General features: G+C 58.4%; 14 protein-coding genes and 1 pseudogene. 9 read left to right on the top strand and 6 right to left on the bottom strand.

Features of this window, described 5'->3' with window-relative positions:
- Window positions 1–857: 857 nt before the first annotated feature.
- Both V7080_RS14600 and V7080_RS14595 read left to right on the top strand, forming a co-directional pair.
- Window positions 858–1256: pseudogene (locus V7080_RS14600) on the top strand (CAP domain-containing protein).
- Between the two features lie 637 nt (window positions 1257–1893).
- A complete protein-coding gene (locus tag V7080_RS14595; RefSeq protein ID WP_334189123.1) occupies window positions 1894–2616 on the top strand; it encodes a THxN family PEP-CTERM protein in 723 nt (240 codons plus the stop codon).
- 305 nt (window positions 2617–2921) lie between these two features.
- Here the strand turns inward: V7080_RS14595 and map are convergent, their stop codons facing one another.
- Together map and V7080_RS14585 are read right to left on the bottom strand one after the other, a co-directional pair.
- Window positions 2922–3752, bottom strand: a complete 831-nt coding sequence (gene map / locus V7080_RS14590; RefSeq protein ID WP_442947234.1) for a type I methionyl aminopeptidase — start codon at window positions 3750–3752, stop codon at window positions 2922–2924.
- A complete protein-coding gene (locus V7080_RS14585) occupies window positions 3749–3982 on the bottom strand; it encodes a ParD-like family protein (protein WP_334189122.1) in 234 nt (77 codons plus the stop codon). Before V7080_RS14585 ends, map begins: the two co-directional genes overlap by 4 nt.
- A gap of 198 nt (window positions 3983–4180) precedes the next feature.
- Between V7080_RS14585 and V7080_RS14580 the strand changes: the two genes are divergently transcribed.
- Window positions 4181–5059 carry a DMT family transporter gene (locus V7080_RS14580; RefSeq protein WP_334189121.1) on the top strand — a complete coding sequence of 293 codons (879 nt, stop codon included), beginning with the start codon at window positions 4181–4183 and terminating at the stop codon, window positions 5057–5059.
- Between the two features lie 216 nt (window positions 5060–5275).
- Here V7080_RS14580 and V7080_RS14575 read toward each other — a convergent pair whose 3' ends face one another.
- Window positions 5276–5437, bottom strand: a complete 162-nt coding sequence (locus V7080_RS14575) for a hypothetical protein (RefSeq protein ID WP_334189120.1) — start codon at window positions 5435–5437, stop codon at window positions 5276–5278.
- Window positions 5438–5822: 385 nt separating this feature from the next.
- On the opposite strand from V7080_RS14575, the gene V7080_RS14570 reads away from it, so the two are divergent.
- Window positions 5823–6425 (top strand): DUF642 domain-containing protein, encoded by a 603-nt coding sequence (locus V7080_RS14570; RefSeq protein WP_334189119.1) that lies wholly within the window; start codon window positions 5823–5825, stop codon window positions 6423–6425.
- 201 nt (window positions 6426–6626) lie between these two features.
- Here the strand turns inward: V7080_RS14570 and V7080_RS14565 are convergent, their stop codons facing one another.
- From V7080_RS14565 to V7080_RS14555, 3 genes are all read right to left on the bottom strand, one after another.
- Window positions 6627–6911, bottom strand: coding sequence for a hypothetical protein (locus V7080_RS14565; RefSeq protein ID WP_334189118.1), 285 nt, complete (start codon window positions 6909–6911; stop codon window positions 6627–6629).
- A gap of 278 nt (window positions 6912–7189) precedes the next feature.
- Window positions 7190–9103, bottom strand: coding sequence for a molecular chaperone HtpG (gene htpG, locus V7080_RS14560; protein WP_334189117.1), 1914 nt, complete (start codon window positions 9101–9103; stop codon window positions 7190–7192).
- 102 nt (window positions 9104–9205) lie between these two features.
- The gene (locus V7080_RS14555; protein WP_334189116.1) at window positions 9206–10681 is read right to left on the bottom strand and encodes an aminotransferase-like domain-containing protein; all 1476 of its coding nucleotides are present in this window, start codon (window positions 10679–10681) and stop codon (window positions 9206–9208) included.
- A gap of 146 nt (window positions 10682–10827) precedes the next feature.
- On the opposite strand from V7080_RS14555, the gene V7080_RS14550 reads away from it, so the two are divergent.
- From V7080_RS14550 to V7080_RS14530, 5 genes are all read left to right on the top strand, one after another.
- On the top strand, window positions 10828–11823 hold the full coding sequence (locus V7080_RS14550) for a threonine dehydratase (protein ID WP_334189115.1): 996 nt from the start codon (window positions 10828–10830) through the stop codon (window positions 11821–11823).
- Between the two features lie 11 nt (window positions 11824–11834).
- Window positions 11835–12425 carry a LysE family translocator gene (locus V7080_RS14545; RefSeq protein WP_334189114.1) on the top strand — a complete coding sequence of 197 codons (591 nt, stop codon included), beginning with the start codon at window positions 11835–11837 and terminating at the stop codon, window positions 12423–12425.
- Window positions 12426–12436: 11 nt separating this feature from the next.
- A complete protein-coding gene (locus tag V7080_RS14540) occupies window positions 12437–13324 on the top strand; it encodes a DMT family transporter (RefSeq protein WP_334189113.1) in 888 nt (295 codons plus the stop codon).
- Between the two features lie 119 nt (window positions 13325–13443).
- Window positions 13444–13902: a RidA family protein gene (locus tag V7080_RS14535; protein WP_334189112.1), complete on the top strand. Its 459-nt coding sequence runs from the start codon at window positions 13444–13446 to the stop codon at window positions 13900–13902.
- A 57-nt stretch (window positions 13903–13959) separates the two neighbouring features.
- Window positions 13960–15153 (top strand): aminotransferase-like domain-containing protein, encoded by a 1194-nt coding sequence (locus V7080_RS14530; protein ID WP_334189111.1) that lies wholly within the window; start codon window positions 13960–13962, stop codon window positions 15151–15153.
- The last annotated feature ends 224 nt before the right edge of the window (window positions 15154–15377 follow it).

Raw genomic sequence — 15377 nt, 5'->3', positions numbered from 1 at the left:
CTTCTACATGCACCATACCTTTGAGGCAGGCGGCCGGATCATTGCGGAAGGCACGTCGAGAGCGGTGGTGCGGGCGCGTGACGGCGTTGTGCGGCCGGATGATGTACTCGCCGCCGTGGCGGAGATGAGGGGACTGGCTTTGCAGCGATGAAGATGATGTGCGACATGTGGCTCCCTCGACGAACGGCTGCCCATCTCCGTCCGCTTGATTATTGCCGCTGACGTCGTCGCAAGGTTTGATGACGTCAGCCATCCCTCACCTTGACCGAAAGCGGGACTAACCGCTCGCCGGTGTCATCGTCAATTCGTGTTTCCATTTGTTAATAACTGATTTGAACTATTTCTTGAGTGCAATCTCTTAACGTGAGATCTGGTCTTTTGTGCACCAGCGGTACGTGTTAAGGGGATGTGAATTGAAGAAGTTAGTGCGACACCGTTTTCCGGAATTCGTGATTTCCTGTGCCTGTTCGGCAGCTCTGCTTGCAGGCTGTGGGGGCGGTAGCAGTGAACCAGGCTTGGACAGCAATGCCGACAAGTCAATTGCGAGCGACGGAACTTCGGTAATCAGTACCGAGAATGACGTCGTCCAAGCCCGCGTGGATGAGAGCCATGACAGTCCGCAGGCCGAACCGGATCCTGCATCCGCACAGCCGGAACCGGCTGCCATGGCAAACGAACAGACATCAGAAACAGCGCCATACTTGGCCTGGGTTCAGACACAATCCTCGACAATCAACTGGCCTTGGCGCACACCGGCACCAGCACCAGCACCAGCTCCGGCTCCGGCTCCGGCTCCGGTAGTCGGATCGCTTCCAGCAGCATCGACCTGCGCAATCCCTAATTTCCAACAAGAGGTTATGCGGCTCATCAATGAAGCGCGCGCTGTTAGCCGCTATTGCGGCGCAACCGCATACCAGCCTGCCAGGCCGGTGCTGTGGAATGGAAAATTGTTCGCTGCGGCTGCAGGACATTCGACCGATATGGCTACGAAAAACTATTTTTCGCACACCAGTCAAAACGGTCGCACCGCGAGTCAGCGGGTGACGGACGCAGGTTACATCTGGCGAACAACGGGCGAAAATATCGCCGCCGGCCAGCGGAGCATCTAGGATGTTATGAAGAGCTGGATCGATAGTCCGGGGCACTGCGCAAATATCATGAATCCAAACTACACCGAAGTAGGTGTGGCCTGTGCGCAGAATGCCATGTCAACGTACAAGCAGTACTGGACGATGAACCTGGCAGCGCCGCGCTAAACTGCCGGAGGGCCGATCCTTGATCGAAACCGCAGCACCGTGAGTTGTACTACATCGACTGCTTCGCATCGCTCGGCCTGAAAGGATGCGCGCAGGAAATATGAGAGGCCGTTCACCTGGAGTCTCCGCTCAGAAGGCCAATAGCTACCCGTGCGAAAAGGGTGTTGTTGGCCTAGGCCGAGACTTGGTTCAAAACCTGAAACCTATCCGCACATTGCTCCGCGACGACTCGTCGTACATCAGCGCACCGCAAGAAAATTACATACGCATCTCCCGCTGGTCGTCCGCTTTGCACCGCTGAGTCGGTTCGGCGTGCCTACATTGAACATCTGCCGAATACGACGGCGAAGAGTGAATCAGTTCGCGGGGTTTCGTAGCGACGTTAGGCAGGGTTTTTACTCTTTCGCAAACACGATAAATATTTGCATATGACCAGAACGCCGGCGAGGCGATCGCGATCGTCGTCTGCCGGAATTTCTTACAGATCGCGGTGGGCTTCAAGTTGGTGCCCTTTTAACTAACTGATTTTAAATAGAAAAAAATTCGGCACAAACATTGCTCTTTGTGCTAAGCGGGGGAGGAATGGTTGGTCCCCGTAAGCCATTTCCTACAAAATCGTTAACCAAGGAAGAGCGCAATGAAAACCATTTCCAAACTTGTCCTGTATGCCGCATTCGCGTCTTTGTCGTCGCTGGCCGGCGCTGCCACAATCCAGATCACCCAAACGGTCCCTGTGTGGAGCAACGCTGTCGGTGGATCGGACATCAATTACAACAACAATAACGGTCAATATGTTGACGTGCGCTGGGGCGACCCAGCCAGTTTTTTCGGATCACAAAGCGGCCTCGGGTTCAATCCGGCCAATCCGCCGGCAGGGACCTATACCTCCGACACAACCTTCAAACTGGGTGACCTGCGACACTACAACAATCCGGTTTTTGCCGGGACCGCGTCCTCAAGCGTGGATCTTTCATTGGCGACGACGGTGACCGGTGCGACACCTTCGCAACAAGGATTTGCATTCCGGTTCCTCATCGATGAAACCCCGAACCAGGCTCCATGTACTTATCCGTCTCCCCCCAACAACCCCTGCGCCGATCGGATTACCTTCCAAAACCTGGATCTGACATCCCTTTTCACGGTCGGCGGCCTTCCCTTTACGCTCCAGCTGCTTGGATTCTCCGACAATGGTGTCAACCTGGCGAACTCGTTCATCAGCCAGGAGGGAAGTACCAACACCATCGGCCTGTACGCCCGATTCACCGCACCGAGACAGGTGCCGGAGCCATCGTCCGTGGCATTGATCGGCATCGCGTTGATGGGATTGCTCATGCTACGTCGCTGCAACCGAAGCTTTTGATTGCGCTCGGATGACGTTACCCAGCCGAGGAGGAAAATCGCCTGTTCTATCGTGATCAGACTACCGATTGATCGTTGCGCACGCTATTGGCGAATCGTGGTGTGCGACTGCTGCCTACTGATGTCATGTCGGCATCGCCGCAATATTCATCACTGTGCGAGACGCTTATTTCGAGCCCTTGGTAAAAAGTCCAAAGTCCGGCATTCGGACTTTGGACTTCATGAATCGATTTCGCTCATCCGCAAAATAGCCCGCTATCACATATCAATCAGGTTTCCATTGGATAGGCTTGCCTGCTCCTGTGACTACGATGATGCGTCGGCCAAAAGCGATGCTTCGGTTGTGATGGGCGAATAGTCCCCATATCCGTCGGGCCAGGAAGTCAGGATCTCGAATCCGCTTTCTGTCACGGCCACCATGTGCTCCCACTGCGCAGACAGCGAGCGGTCCGTCGTCACGACCGTCCAGCCGTCGGCCAATTCCTTCGTTCCCGGTTTGCCCGCGTTGAGCATTGGCTCGATCGTGAAGATCATGCCGGGCTCAAGCACCAGGCCAGTGCCCGGCCGGCCATAGTGCAGCACCTGCGGTTCGTCATGGTAGACGGTCCCGATGCCGTGGCCGCAGTATTCGCGCACGACGCTGAATCCCTCGCTGTGGGCGACGGTCTGGATGGCGTGACCGACATCACCCAGGGTTGCTCCCGGGCGAACCGCCAGGATGCCGGCACGCAGTGCTTCATATGTCGCGCGCACCAGGCGCTTGGCGAGAATCCCCGGGTCGCCGACAAAATACATGCGGCTGGTATCGCCATACCAGCCGTCCTTGATGACTGCGACGTCGATATTGATGATGTCGCCATCCCTCAGGCGCTTGTCGGAGGGTATCCCATGGCAAACGACATGGTTGACCGAGGTAAGGATGGTCTTGGGATAGCCGTTGTAGCCGACGTTGGCGGGAGTAACCTTCAGTTCATCGACGATGTAGTCATGGCAGATCCTGTCGAGTTCGCCCGTCGTGATCCCGGGCCGGACATGTTCCGCGATCATCCTGAGCACGTCTGCCGCCAGGGCGCCTGCACGCCGTGCCATCCCAATCTCTCCCTGAGACCTGATGGGAGCCTTATTTCGTACCATCATGCGGCCTCTGATACGGCGGCGGACTGGATCAGGGGTGGATTGAGATCTCCGGATTGATGTGCCCGGATCAGCAATTGGCAGATCTCTCCATAGCTCAGATTGGGATTCAGCTCGGCCAGCATGCCGACCCGAAGCCAGTGCTCGGCCTGGGCATTAATGGAACGACTGAGCGCTGCGCTGGTGGCGCGCAGGTTTTCGTGCATTTGTTCGGAAATTTTCAGGATGCCCATGTTTGTGTCGGATATATGATTTGTAGTCGTTTCGCATACTATCATCGCGCAGCCGGTTGGAAAATGACTTCGTGCGCGCAGGCCGATGGCTTGTTCGGGTAACGGCTGTCGACATGGCAGGGCGTCAATCAGTCCCGAGGCGACATGCCCGCCAAGGAAACAGTGCGAAAATGCCCCTTTTTCGTACCGAACCTCACTTTGTCTCTTCAAAACAATAATTTGCGCGGCATCGCCGCGATGCTCATCGCCGTCGTGCTATTCGCGTTGATGGACAGCGTGATGAAACTGCTCGCCGCGCACTATCCGCCCCTGCAGATTGCAGCCTTGCGTGGTTTGTCTTCACTGCCGCTGGTGTGTGCCTGGGTCATCTGGCGGCGCGCCTTGCCTTCGTTACTCAGGGTGCGATGGCCGCTGCATTTGTTGCGCGGCATGCTTGCCATCCTGATGCTGTCGCTATTCGTGTTCGCCCTGCGCAGCCTGCCGCTGGCCGAGGCCTACACGATTTTCTTTGTTTCACCGCTGCTGATCACGGCCATGTCCGCGTTGATTTTGAAGGAAAAAATTACGCCGGCGCGCTGGTATGCGATTGCCGGCGGAATGCTCGGCGTGCTGGTGGTGCTGCGGCCCGGTGGCGATGGCCTGCTCAGCCTGGCCGCGTTGGCGGTGCTGGCTTCGGCTTCCTGCTACGCAATGCTGGCAATCACGGTACGTGTTCTGAGTCCCACCGATTCGGGCGAGAGCATGGTCTTCTGGCTCACGCTCGCACTTGCCATCGGCGCCGGGTTGTTTGCTGCCCCTGGCTGGGTCTCGTTCGACACTGCGCACCTGCCATTGCTGGGCACCCTTGCTGTAACCGGGTTCCTTGGCCAGGTCCTTGTCACCGAAGCTTTCCGCCACAGCGAAGGGTCAGCGGTTGCCCCATTTGAATACACCGCCCTGGCGTGGGCGGCCGGCATGGATTGGCTGGTATGGCGAGTGCTTCCCGATCACTACACGCTGGCCGGCGCGACAATCATCATCGCCAGCGGGGTGTTTCTGATTCGGTCAGAGGGAAAGCGTATCCGCAAGCACATATAAATGCGCCCGATCTGCTGCTTGGGCGCATGATTGGATGGATTGAGACTGGATGCCGTGGTAATCGAAAGCGCCGGGCAGACTTTGCGTACGGGGCTCCCATGCGCCCAACCGGTTCGTTGGGCCACTCATGGTGCCCCTGCCATGGCATTCGGTGCCGGTTCTGAATAAGGCAATTCAGGTAAACCGGCCCGGCATTACGATGATAAGAATGCTTCTTTAGATGGTTTCCGCGATCGCGCGTACACGCTTGATGTCATCCGCACTAGGGGTGTCATGGTGTACCGCTCTCGACATCGAAATGGCTTTTTCCATCGCATCGATAAAGGTACCCAGGAAAGCAAAAGACCGGTTAGCGGCAGGGGAGGTAAAAGTTGTCATGGCGTTCTCTTTTGTATCGTTCATTGATGTAGACAATATAGGTATGGCCAGACAGCTTTCCCAATTTCAATTCGTGATGGGTGATATGTAATATGTGAATGACGATGAGTTATTTAATTTAATGCGGTAATAACTTTAGATTATCCGATCTTGATCGCAATTGAGCTTCTGCAATTGGTGCGATCTGCCCGGCATCGGTAATTTGCAGCCGCAACGCTATGTTTCTACGTCTTTTACCATGCCGTGGTAGATGTCGAAAAAATTTACAGTTCAAATCGATTTTTCTTCGAAGAAATCTCAAGCATTTGATTATGAACAACTAAATTTCCCGGTATAAATATTGCTTTTAATCATCTATTGATTCTATTCTTGAGGAAAAGCTGTGATGAAGATGAAAAGCATATTGGCCATCGCCTCCCTGCTGGCAACAAACGCTGCCAGCGCCGCCATCATTTCCAATGGCAACTTCGAGGCTGGCACCATGGCTCCATGGGTGAAAACCGGCAATGTGTATTACGTTACGTCACAAGGCGGCGACTTCTGGTTCGGCGGCGGCAGCGCAGCGGTAAACGGCACGTATGCCATCGCTTTCAATGCCGGTGAAACTACGCCGAACGGCTCGATTTTCCAGTCCTTCAATACAACCGCAGGCGCAAGATACGAAGTGAGCTTCAATTACGGCGTGACGGCCAACGGCACCCAAAGCCTTTTGGCAGACGTGCTGGGCGCCAACGGCGTCACGTCCCTGGGCAGCCTGGGCGTGACCGATTCCAATCCGTCCAAGGCGCTCGGCTTGTTTCGATATGCATTTTTCGCGGATGGCGCACAGGCGACTCTCCGATTTTCGGACGTTAGCACCAACCGCACTGCAAGCCTGGACGGCATTCTCGACAACGTGACCGTCAATGCCGTACCCGAGCCGGGCACGGTGGCAATGCTGGGCTTGGGTTTGGTGGCGGTATTCGCGGCACGGCGCCGTAAAACCTGAATTTCCTATTGCTGGTCCCATGTAAAAAGCTCGCCGAGGCGAGCTTTTTTGTCGGCGATGTACTACGGTGTCCCGTCCGTGCCTTTGCCGGGTTCAAAAGGACGTGAAGTCGAAGCAGCACTTTCACTGTTCCTGCCCATCAGGCAATTTATCGTGCGATGCACTCTTGACTCGGCTTGATATTCCCGTGGCCGCACCTTGTCAGGTATTGCCCGTAACACGGGTGCGAAGTGGAATTGTTCGGTCATCGACGCTCGCGGTCAGAATGTCAATCAGCCCAAGATAGTACTGGTCCTGGGCGATCTGACCGAAATTGAACTGGTCGCACAGCGTCCAGAATTGTTTTTCCCGTTTGTTTTGAATCGCATGCCGGGAAACGATTGAATGAATCGCATTGGCCCGGGTATTGTCGGCTCCTTGCAGCGTACAAGCCGTTCTGTATTCCTCAATAAGCCTTATGGCTTCGTCGCGTGTAAAAGGCGTCATGGCAACTGGCTTTGAATGGCAATGATCCTCGTGAAGGTAAGCCAATTCGTGAAATCGTGGGACGATCAAATTGTTACTGACGGCAACATTCGTTACATTTTCGGCGGTGGCTCATTGAAAGGCGACGGCTTTTTCAGAGAATCATTCGTTGGTCGATGTGCAACCCGTTGGCGAACGCGCCATGAGCGAAGTCCCCATCATTTTCGTCGCGCAAACAAAACCGCCGCATGCCAGCGAGCATGCGGCGGTTCTTATTTCCGCAGGAGGCTAAGGGATAATTACTTGCCCGCCATCCCCAGCAGCATCTCATTCAACCGCTTTACGAACGCGGCCGGGTCGGTGAGGTTGCCGCCTTCCGCCAGCGTCGCCTGGTCGAACAGGATATGCGACCAGTCGTTGAACTTGGCGTCTTCGTACTTCAGCCGTTGCACGAGCGCATGGTTCGGATTGATTTCCAGGATCGGCTTGGACTCCGGCGCATTCTGGCCGGCGGCTTTCAGCATGCGCAACAGGTTGCCGGACAATTCATGCTCGTCGGCCACGAGGCAGGCAGGCGAGTCGGTCAGCCGGAAGGTGACGCGCACATCCTTGGCCTTGTCGGCCAGCGCGGTTTTCATCTTCTCGACGAGATCCTTGTACTGGTTCTCGGTTTCCTCATGCTGCTTCTTTTCGGCCTCGTCCTCCAGCTTGCCGAGATCGAGATCGCCCTTGGCCACGGATACGAGTTCCTTGTCTTCCACGTTATGCAGGAAGGACAGCATCCATTCGTCGACGCGGTCGGTCAGCAGCAGCACTTCCACGCCTTTCTTGCGGAAGATTTCCAGGTGCGGGCTGTTCTTTGCTGCCGCGTAGGACTCGGCGGTGACGTAGTAAATCTTGTCCTGGCCTTCCTTCATGCGGCCGATGTAATCGGCGAACGACACGGTCTGCGCATCGTTGTCGTTGTGCGTGGATGCAAAGCGCAGCAGCTTGGCGATGCGCTCCTTGTTCGTCTGGTCTTCGCCGATGCCTTCCTTCAGCACCTGGCCGAATTCCTTCCAGAAGGTGGCGTACTTGTCCTTCTGCGCCTGGTCGTCGCTGTCGGCCAGTTCCTCCAGCAGGCCGAGCACCCGCTTGGTCGATCCTTCGCGGATGACGCGCACGTCGCGCGACTCCTGCAGGATTTCGCGAGACACGTTCAGCGGCAGGTCGGCGGAATCGATCACGCCTTTCACGAAGCGCAGGTACACCGGCATCAGCTGCTCGGCGTCGTCCATGATGAAGACCCGCTTCACATACAGCTTGATGCCGCCGCGCTTGTTGCGGTCCCAGAGGTCGAAGGGAGCATGGGCAGGGATGTAGAGCAGTTGCGTGTATTCGCTGCGACCTTCCACCCGGTTGTGGGTGTAGGCAAGCGGCGCATCGAAGTCGTGCGCGACATGCTTGTAGAACTCGGTGTACTGCTCCGGCGTGATGTCGGATTTGCTTCGCGCCCAGAGCGCGCTGGCCTGGTTGACGGTTTCGAATTCGTCGCGCAGGACGTTTTCCTTCTTTTCGTCGTCCCATTCCTCTTTCTGCATCACGATCGGCAGCGAGATGTGGTCGGAATACTTGCGGATAATGGATTTCAGCTTCCAGGAGGACAGGAACTCGTCTTCGCCTTCGCGCAGATGCAGCGTGATGTCGGTGCCGCGGGACGGCTTGTCGATCGGCTCGATGCTGAAGTCGCCTTCGCCCGCCGATTCCCAGCGCACCCCGGCATCGGCCGGCAGGCCGGCACGGCGGGTTTCAACCGTAATCTTGTCGGCAACGATGAAGGCGGAGTAGAAACCGACGCCAAACTGGCCGATCAGCGCCGCATCCTTCTGCTGGTCACCCGACAGCTTGGAGAAGAATTCCTTGGTGCCGGATTTCGCGATGGTGCCGAGATGCTCGATCGCTTCGTCGCGGCTCATGCCGATGCCGTTGTCGGCAATGGTGATTGTCCGGGCTGCCTTGTCGTAGGTGATCCTGATCTTCAGATCGGGATCGTTTTCAAACAGCGCATTGTTATTGATGGATTCAAAACGCAGTTTGTCGGCCGCGTCGGAGGCATTGGAAACCAGCTCCCGCAGGAAAATTTCCTTGTTCGAATACAAGGAATGAATCATCAACTGCAGCAGCTGTTTGACTTCCGCTTGAAAACCGAGCGTTTGCTTTTCGGATACAACCATATTGACCTCGCAAATCATGTTATCAGTGGGCGAACCGCCATTCCGGCACCGGACGGTGCAGGAATGGCAATTTCCCGGCAGATGGGGATGCAATCAGGAATTTCAACCCTGGCGGAATTGGCGTATTTCACGCTCCATGGAGCGCAGCACGCCCGGGTCGGACATGCAGGCGACGTTGATCCGCATGCGCGTGGATGGCAGCTGAGCGGGCGAAAACAGGCTGCCGGGCGCCAGCAGGTAGCCTTGCTCCATGCCTTTCTCGGTAAGGAGATTGGTGTCGCAGCCGGCGTCCGCCCAGACGAACATGCCTGCCGGCGCCGCGATATCCACCGTCAATCCGGCCCGTTCAAGCTGCTTGATGGTTTTCTCTCGGACCGCGTCGAGCTTGCCGCGCAAGCGGTCCACGTGCTTGCGGTAATGACCTTCGGACAGGATCTTGTAGACGACCCGCTCGCCGATTTCCGAGGTGGTCAGCGCGGAAAGCATTTTCCGGTCCGAAAGCCGTACCGCCATGTCGGCCGACGTGGCGATGAACCCCACTCTCAGGTTGGCGGCCAGCGTCTTGGAAAAGCCTCCGAGGTAAATCACGCGCTGGAGCTGGTCGAGTGCCGCAATGCGTGTCGCCGGCTGGACCGCGCTGCCCGGATGCATGTCGCAATAGATGTCGTCCTCGACGATGGTGAAGTCATGCTGTTCGGCGATTTTCAGTACCTGGAAGGCCTTTGCCGCCGACAGCGAAGTGGAGGTCGGGTTGTGCAGCACCGAGTTGATGACATACAGCTTGGGTTTGTGCAAGGCCGCCAGTTCGGCAAGCTTTGCCACATCGGGACCATCCGGCAGGCGCGGAATGCCGACCACCTTCGCGCCGAGCATGGCAAAGGAGCCGAACATCAGGAACCATGCCGGGTCGTCGACGAAGATCGTGTCGCCCGGCTGCAGGAAGTGGCGTGCGATCAGGTCCAGCGCCTGTGTGACGCCGGCGGTGGTAACGAACTGCTCCGGCGCGGCGGCGATTTCCAGCTCGGCCAGCTTGAGTTGCAGCTGCTGGCGCAGCGGCAGAAATCCCTGCGGGTTGCCATATTGCAGCAATAGATTCTGGTTTTGCCGGCTGACTGCGCGCAGTGCATTGGCGACCAGCTCACCGTCCAGCCAATCGCCGGGTAGAAGACCGGAACCCGGCATGCTTTCCGCCGGATGCTGGCGGAACATGTTGCGCACCAGCCAGACCACATCAAGCTGCGGTGGCGGCGTTTCCCGGGTGCGGGACGCGGCGGCGCCTGCGGCAATCATCGGCGAACGTTCCCGCACATAAAAGCCGGAGCCGCGCCGCGATTCGAGGAAACCCTGCGCCACCAGCCGGTCATAGGCTTCCACCACGGTAAAGCGCGACACCCTGTGCGTATCCGCGAACAGGCGTATCGACGGCATGCGCGCACCGGTACGCAACAGCTTGTCGTCGATGCGCGACTGCACTGCACGGACGATCTGGTCCACCAGGGATTCGCCGGCATTGCGGGACAGTACCTGGGGTGCGGCATCAAGGGTAGGGACTTTGTGCAGGCGGACTGTATTGGTCATTTTGCCGTGACAGTAGTTGGGATTAATTGGGAAAGCGTACAGGTACTGTACTGGTGATGTCGGCTAGGATACCTCATCAAAGAACAAAGGAGAAGCCGCCATGACTCGTTGTCCATGCCTCACCATTTGCCCAAGGTTGTCCTGACATGGCTGCCACCCTGCCTACCCTGGAAGAGCTCCAATCCGCCGCGGCGATTGTGTATGGCGCCATGCCGGCGACGCCGCAATACAGCTGGCCCTTGCTGAACGAAGCACTCGGCACCGAAACATGGATCAAGCATGAGAATCACACGCCGACCGGCGCCTTCAAGGTTCGCGGCGGGCTGGTGTACATGCACGAACTCCGGCAACGGCTGCCGCAGGTGGCGGGCGTGATTTCGGCCACCCGGGGCAATCACGGGCAATCAGTCGGATTCGCCGTTCGGCGCCACGGCTTGCAGGCGACCATCGTGGTCCCGCACGGGAACAGCAGGGAAAAAAATGCGGCGATGCGGGGACTTGGCGTCGAGCTGATCGAACACGGACGGGAATTCCAGGAAAGCCGCGAGCATGCGGTGCGCCTCGCCGAGGAACGCGGGTTGCACATGATCCCGTCCTATCACCGCGACCTCGTGCGTGGTGTCGCCAGTTACTGGATGGAGCTGATGACGGCCAGGCCGGATCTCGACGTCGTGCTGGTGTCGGTAGGGCAGGGATCGGGTATCTGCGGGGCGATCGCCGCCCGCAATGCGCTTGGCCTGCGTACCCGGATCATCGGCGTGGTGTCCGCCCATGCGCTGGCCTACAAGCTTTCCTTCGAACAGAAGCGCAAGCTGGAATCGCCGGTGACGACGATGATCGCGGACGGCATGGCGTGCCGCGTGCCGGATGACGAATCACTGGATCTCATCCTGCGCCACGCGGATGACATCGTGGCTGTCACGGACGACGAGGTTGCAGCCGCCATGCGGCTGTATTACCTCGCCACCCACAACCTCGCCGAAGGGGCAGGCGCCGCGCCGCTGGCGGCGGCATTGCAGATGAGAGACCATCTGCGAGGCAAAAAAGTCGGACTGCCGCTGTGCGGCGGCAACGTCGATCATGACCAGTTCGCCCGCATTCTTACCAACCCGACGCACAGCGACATCGGCCAGGCCGCTTGAAAGAGAACACCATGGAATCCCTGCTACCGCTGGCACTGTTTGCTTTCGTTTCCTCGATCACGCCGGGGCCAAACAACATCATGCTGACCTCCTCGGGCATCATGTTCGGCTTCAAGCGATCCATTCCCCATATGCTGGGCATCACCGTCGGATTCGGTTCGATGCTGGCGATGTGCGCGGCCGGCATTGGCAGCCTCCTGCTGGCGGCCCCATGGCTGCACGGCTTTCTGAAGGCGGCTGGTTCCGCCTATCTGCTGTATCTCGCCTGGCAGCTGCGCGGCATGGCTTTCAACCGCAATGACCATGCGGACGTAAAACCGATGTCCTTCACTGGTGCTGCCCTGTTCCAGTTCGTCAACCCGAAAGGATGGGTCATGGCGGTGACCGGCGCATCCGCCTTCATGCCGGCACTGCAGCCGGCGTGGTTCGCGGTATTACTGTTCTCCGCGATATTCTGCATCGTCAATCTCCCCTGCATCGCAATCTGGGCCGGCACCGGTGCAGCCTTGCGCCGTTACCTGAAGCGGTTGTTGTGGCAGCGGGTATTCTGCGGTGTCATGATTGTGTTGACGATCTACTCCGCGATGGCGATCTGGCTATGAGGGCATCGAAGATGAACCAGGAAACGAAAGGCATGTGGCTGGGGTTGATCGGCGTGGCGATCTTCAGCCTGACGCTGCCGTTCACCCGTATCGCGGTGGCGGAGCTGAATCCGGTGCTCGTCGCGCTCGGCAGGGCGGTGGTGGCAGCCGTCGGATCGGCATTGCTGTTGTGGTGGGTAGATGCGCCGCGTCCGACGGGGGCGCAATGGAAAGCGCTGGCGATTACCTCGCTCGGTGTGGTGGTCGGTTTCCCGGTGTTCTCGTCAGTGGCCATGCATTATGTGCCGGCGTCGCATGGCGCGATCGTGATTGGCATCCTGCCGCTGGCAACCGCGCTGTTCGGTGCCCTGCGTTTCGGCGAGCGGCCCTCGACTGGATTCTGGGTCGCCGCACTGGCCGGCAGCGGCATCGTGATCGGCTTCGCCTTCTGGCAGGGCGGGGGCGGCCTGCATGTCGCCGACCTTGCACTGTTTGCCGCCGTGGTCGCGGCGGCGATGGGCTATGCCGAGGGTGGCCGCCTGTCGCAATCCATGGGTGGCCAGCAGGTGATTTCCTGGGCGCTGGTGCTGTCCATGCCGGTGCTGCTGCCGGTCACTATCTGGCTCGGCTGGACATACGGCATCAGTGCGTCGCCGCAGGCCTGGGTCGGTTTCGCCTATGTGTCGCTGTTCTCGATGTTCATCGGCTTTTTCTTTTGGTACAAGGGGTTGGCGCTCGGCGGCATTGCGCGCGTCGGCCAGGTGCAGTTGCTGCAGCCCTTCCTCACGCTGGCGGGAGCGGCCGTCATTCTCGGCGAAGCGCTGGATACGGCACATTTCCTGTTTGCCATGGCGGTGATCGCGGTGGTGGCGGTCGGACGGCGGGCGGGAATACAACGCCAGGCGCCGGTCCGGTCGTGAGAGCGGCGGGGCCGGTTTGGCTCGCTGCCGATGCCCGACGGGAGTAGAATGTGCGGCTCAAAACCGCGGCGCAATTATTTATCCCACCCTTGCCGCAATGACAATTTTCGGAGTTGCCGATGTCCTTTTATGAAAAACTCAAAGCCTTGAATATCGAATTGCCACCGGTGGCAAAACCTGTCGCGGCCTATGTCATGCATGCACAGACAGGCAGCACGGTCTTCCTGTCAGGCCATATCGCCAAGAAGGATGGCAAACCCTGGGTTGGCCAACTCGGCAAAGACATGTCGACGGAAGAAGGCAAGCAAGCCGCCCGCGCCGTCGCAATCGACCTGATCGCCACGCTGCAGGATGCCTGCGGCGGTGACCTCAATCGCGTCAAGCGCATCGTCAAAGTCATGAGCCTGGTGAATTCGACAGGCGAATATACGGAACAGCACCTGGTTACCAACGGCGCGTCCGAACTGTTGTTCGACGTTTTCGGCGAGCAGGGCAAGCATGCCCGTTCGGCTTTCGGTGTCGCGCAAATTCCAATGGGCGCCTGCGTCGAGATCGAATTGATTGCGGAGATCGCCTGAGCCTGCAATGACGCCGTATTCCCCGCAACCCGAAGCCCAATCAAAGGGAGACAAGCAATGAAAATCGAACATCCGGCGCCCATGCAGTGGCAGTTTTCCCGTCGCGCGGAACAACTGCAAAGCTCGGTCATCAGAGAAATTCTCAAAGTCACGATGCGACCCGAGATCACCTCGTTCGCCGGTGGACTGCCGTCACCGGCAACCTTCCCGGTGGAGCGCATGCGCGAGGCATTCGACGCGGTACTGTCGCGCCAAGGCAGTGTGGCGCTGCAATACGGACCGAGCGATGGCTACGCGCCGCTGCGCGAATGGGTCGCGGATCATTTGTCGACGGACGGCGTGCGCATCCTGCCGGAACAGGTGCTGATGACATCCGGCTCCCAGCAGGCGCTCGACCTGCTGGCCAAGGTGCTGATCGACCAGGGCAGCAAGGTGCTGGTCGAAACGCCCAGCTATCTCGGCGCGCTGCAGGCGTTTTCGGTGTACGAACCTGAATTCGTCTCGGTGCCGACCGATGACGGCGGCCTGCTGCCGGAAACGGTGGCGCCAATCGCGCAAGGCGCAAGGCTGCTGTATGCGCTGCCGAATTTCCAGAACCCGACCGGCCGAACCTTGTCGGTGGAGCGCCGTCTGGCGCTGGTCGAGACCTGTGCCCGACTGGGCTTGCCGCTGATCGAAGACGATCCCTACGGCGCGCTCAGCTATCGCGGCGAGCCGCTGCCGAAGATGCTCGGCATGAATCCGCATGGGGTGATCTACATGGGCTCCTTCTCGAAGGTGCTCACGCCGGGCATCCGCCTCGGCTACGTGGTGGCCCCGGTTCCGCTGGTGCGCAAGCTGGAGCAGGCCAAGCAGGCTGCGGACCTGCACACGTCGCAACTCACGCAGATGGTCGTGCATGAAGTGGTCAAGGACGGTTTCCTCACCCAGCATATTCCGACCATCCGCGCGCTGTATGCGGACCGATGCCAGGTCATGCTGTCGGCGATGGACGAGTTCTTCCCGAAATCGGCGACCTGGACGCGGCCGGAAGGCGGCATGTTCATCTGGGTGACGCTGCCGAAGCATATCGACAGCATGAAACTGCTGGAGGAAGCGATTGCGCAGCATGTGGCATTCGTACCCGGTACGTCGTTTTATGCGAACGTTCCGGAAACCAATACCTTGCGTTTGAGCTTCGTCACGGTGCCGCCGGAGCGGATTCGTGATGGGGTGGAGAAGCTGGGTAGGCTGATTGCGGCAAAGGCGTGAGAAAAGTATTTTTTCCACTGCGGATAAATCAATACTGATTGCTCATTTTCTTCCGTAAAGTTCCCTCCCCCTCGTAGGGGGAGGCGTAGGGTGCACGTCAGCGCAGGCATGTCATGCGGCTCTTATTTCACCAATGGAGAAAGCGGGGCACTCAGCTGATGCGATGCGGCGGACCGCACAAGTTTCCCCGCGACCCTGCCCAACAATCCCTCCCTCCGTCGCAC

This window comes from Noviherbaspirillum sp. (assembly GCF_036846085.1).
Taxonomy (GTDB): Bacteria; Pseudomonadota; Gammaproteobacteria; order Burkholderiales; family Burkholderiaceae_D; genus Noviherbaspirillum.
This window is presented reverse-complemented; position numbering and strand designations above follow the sequence as displayed.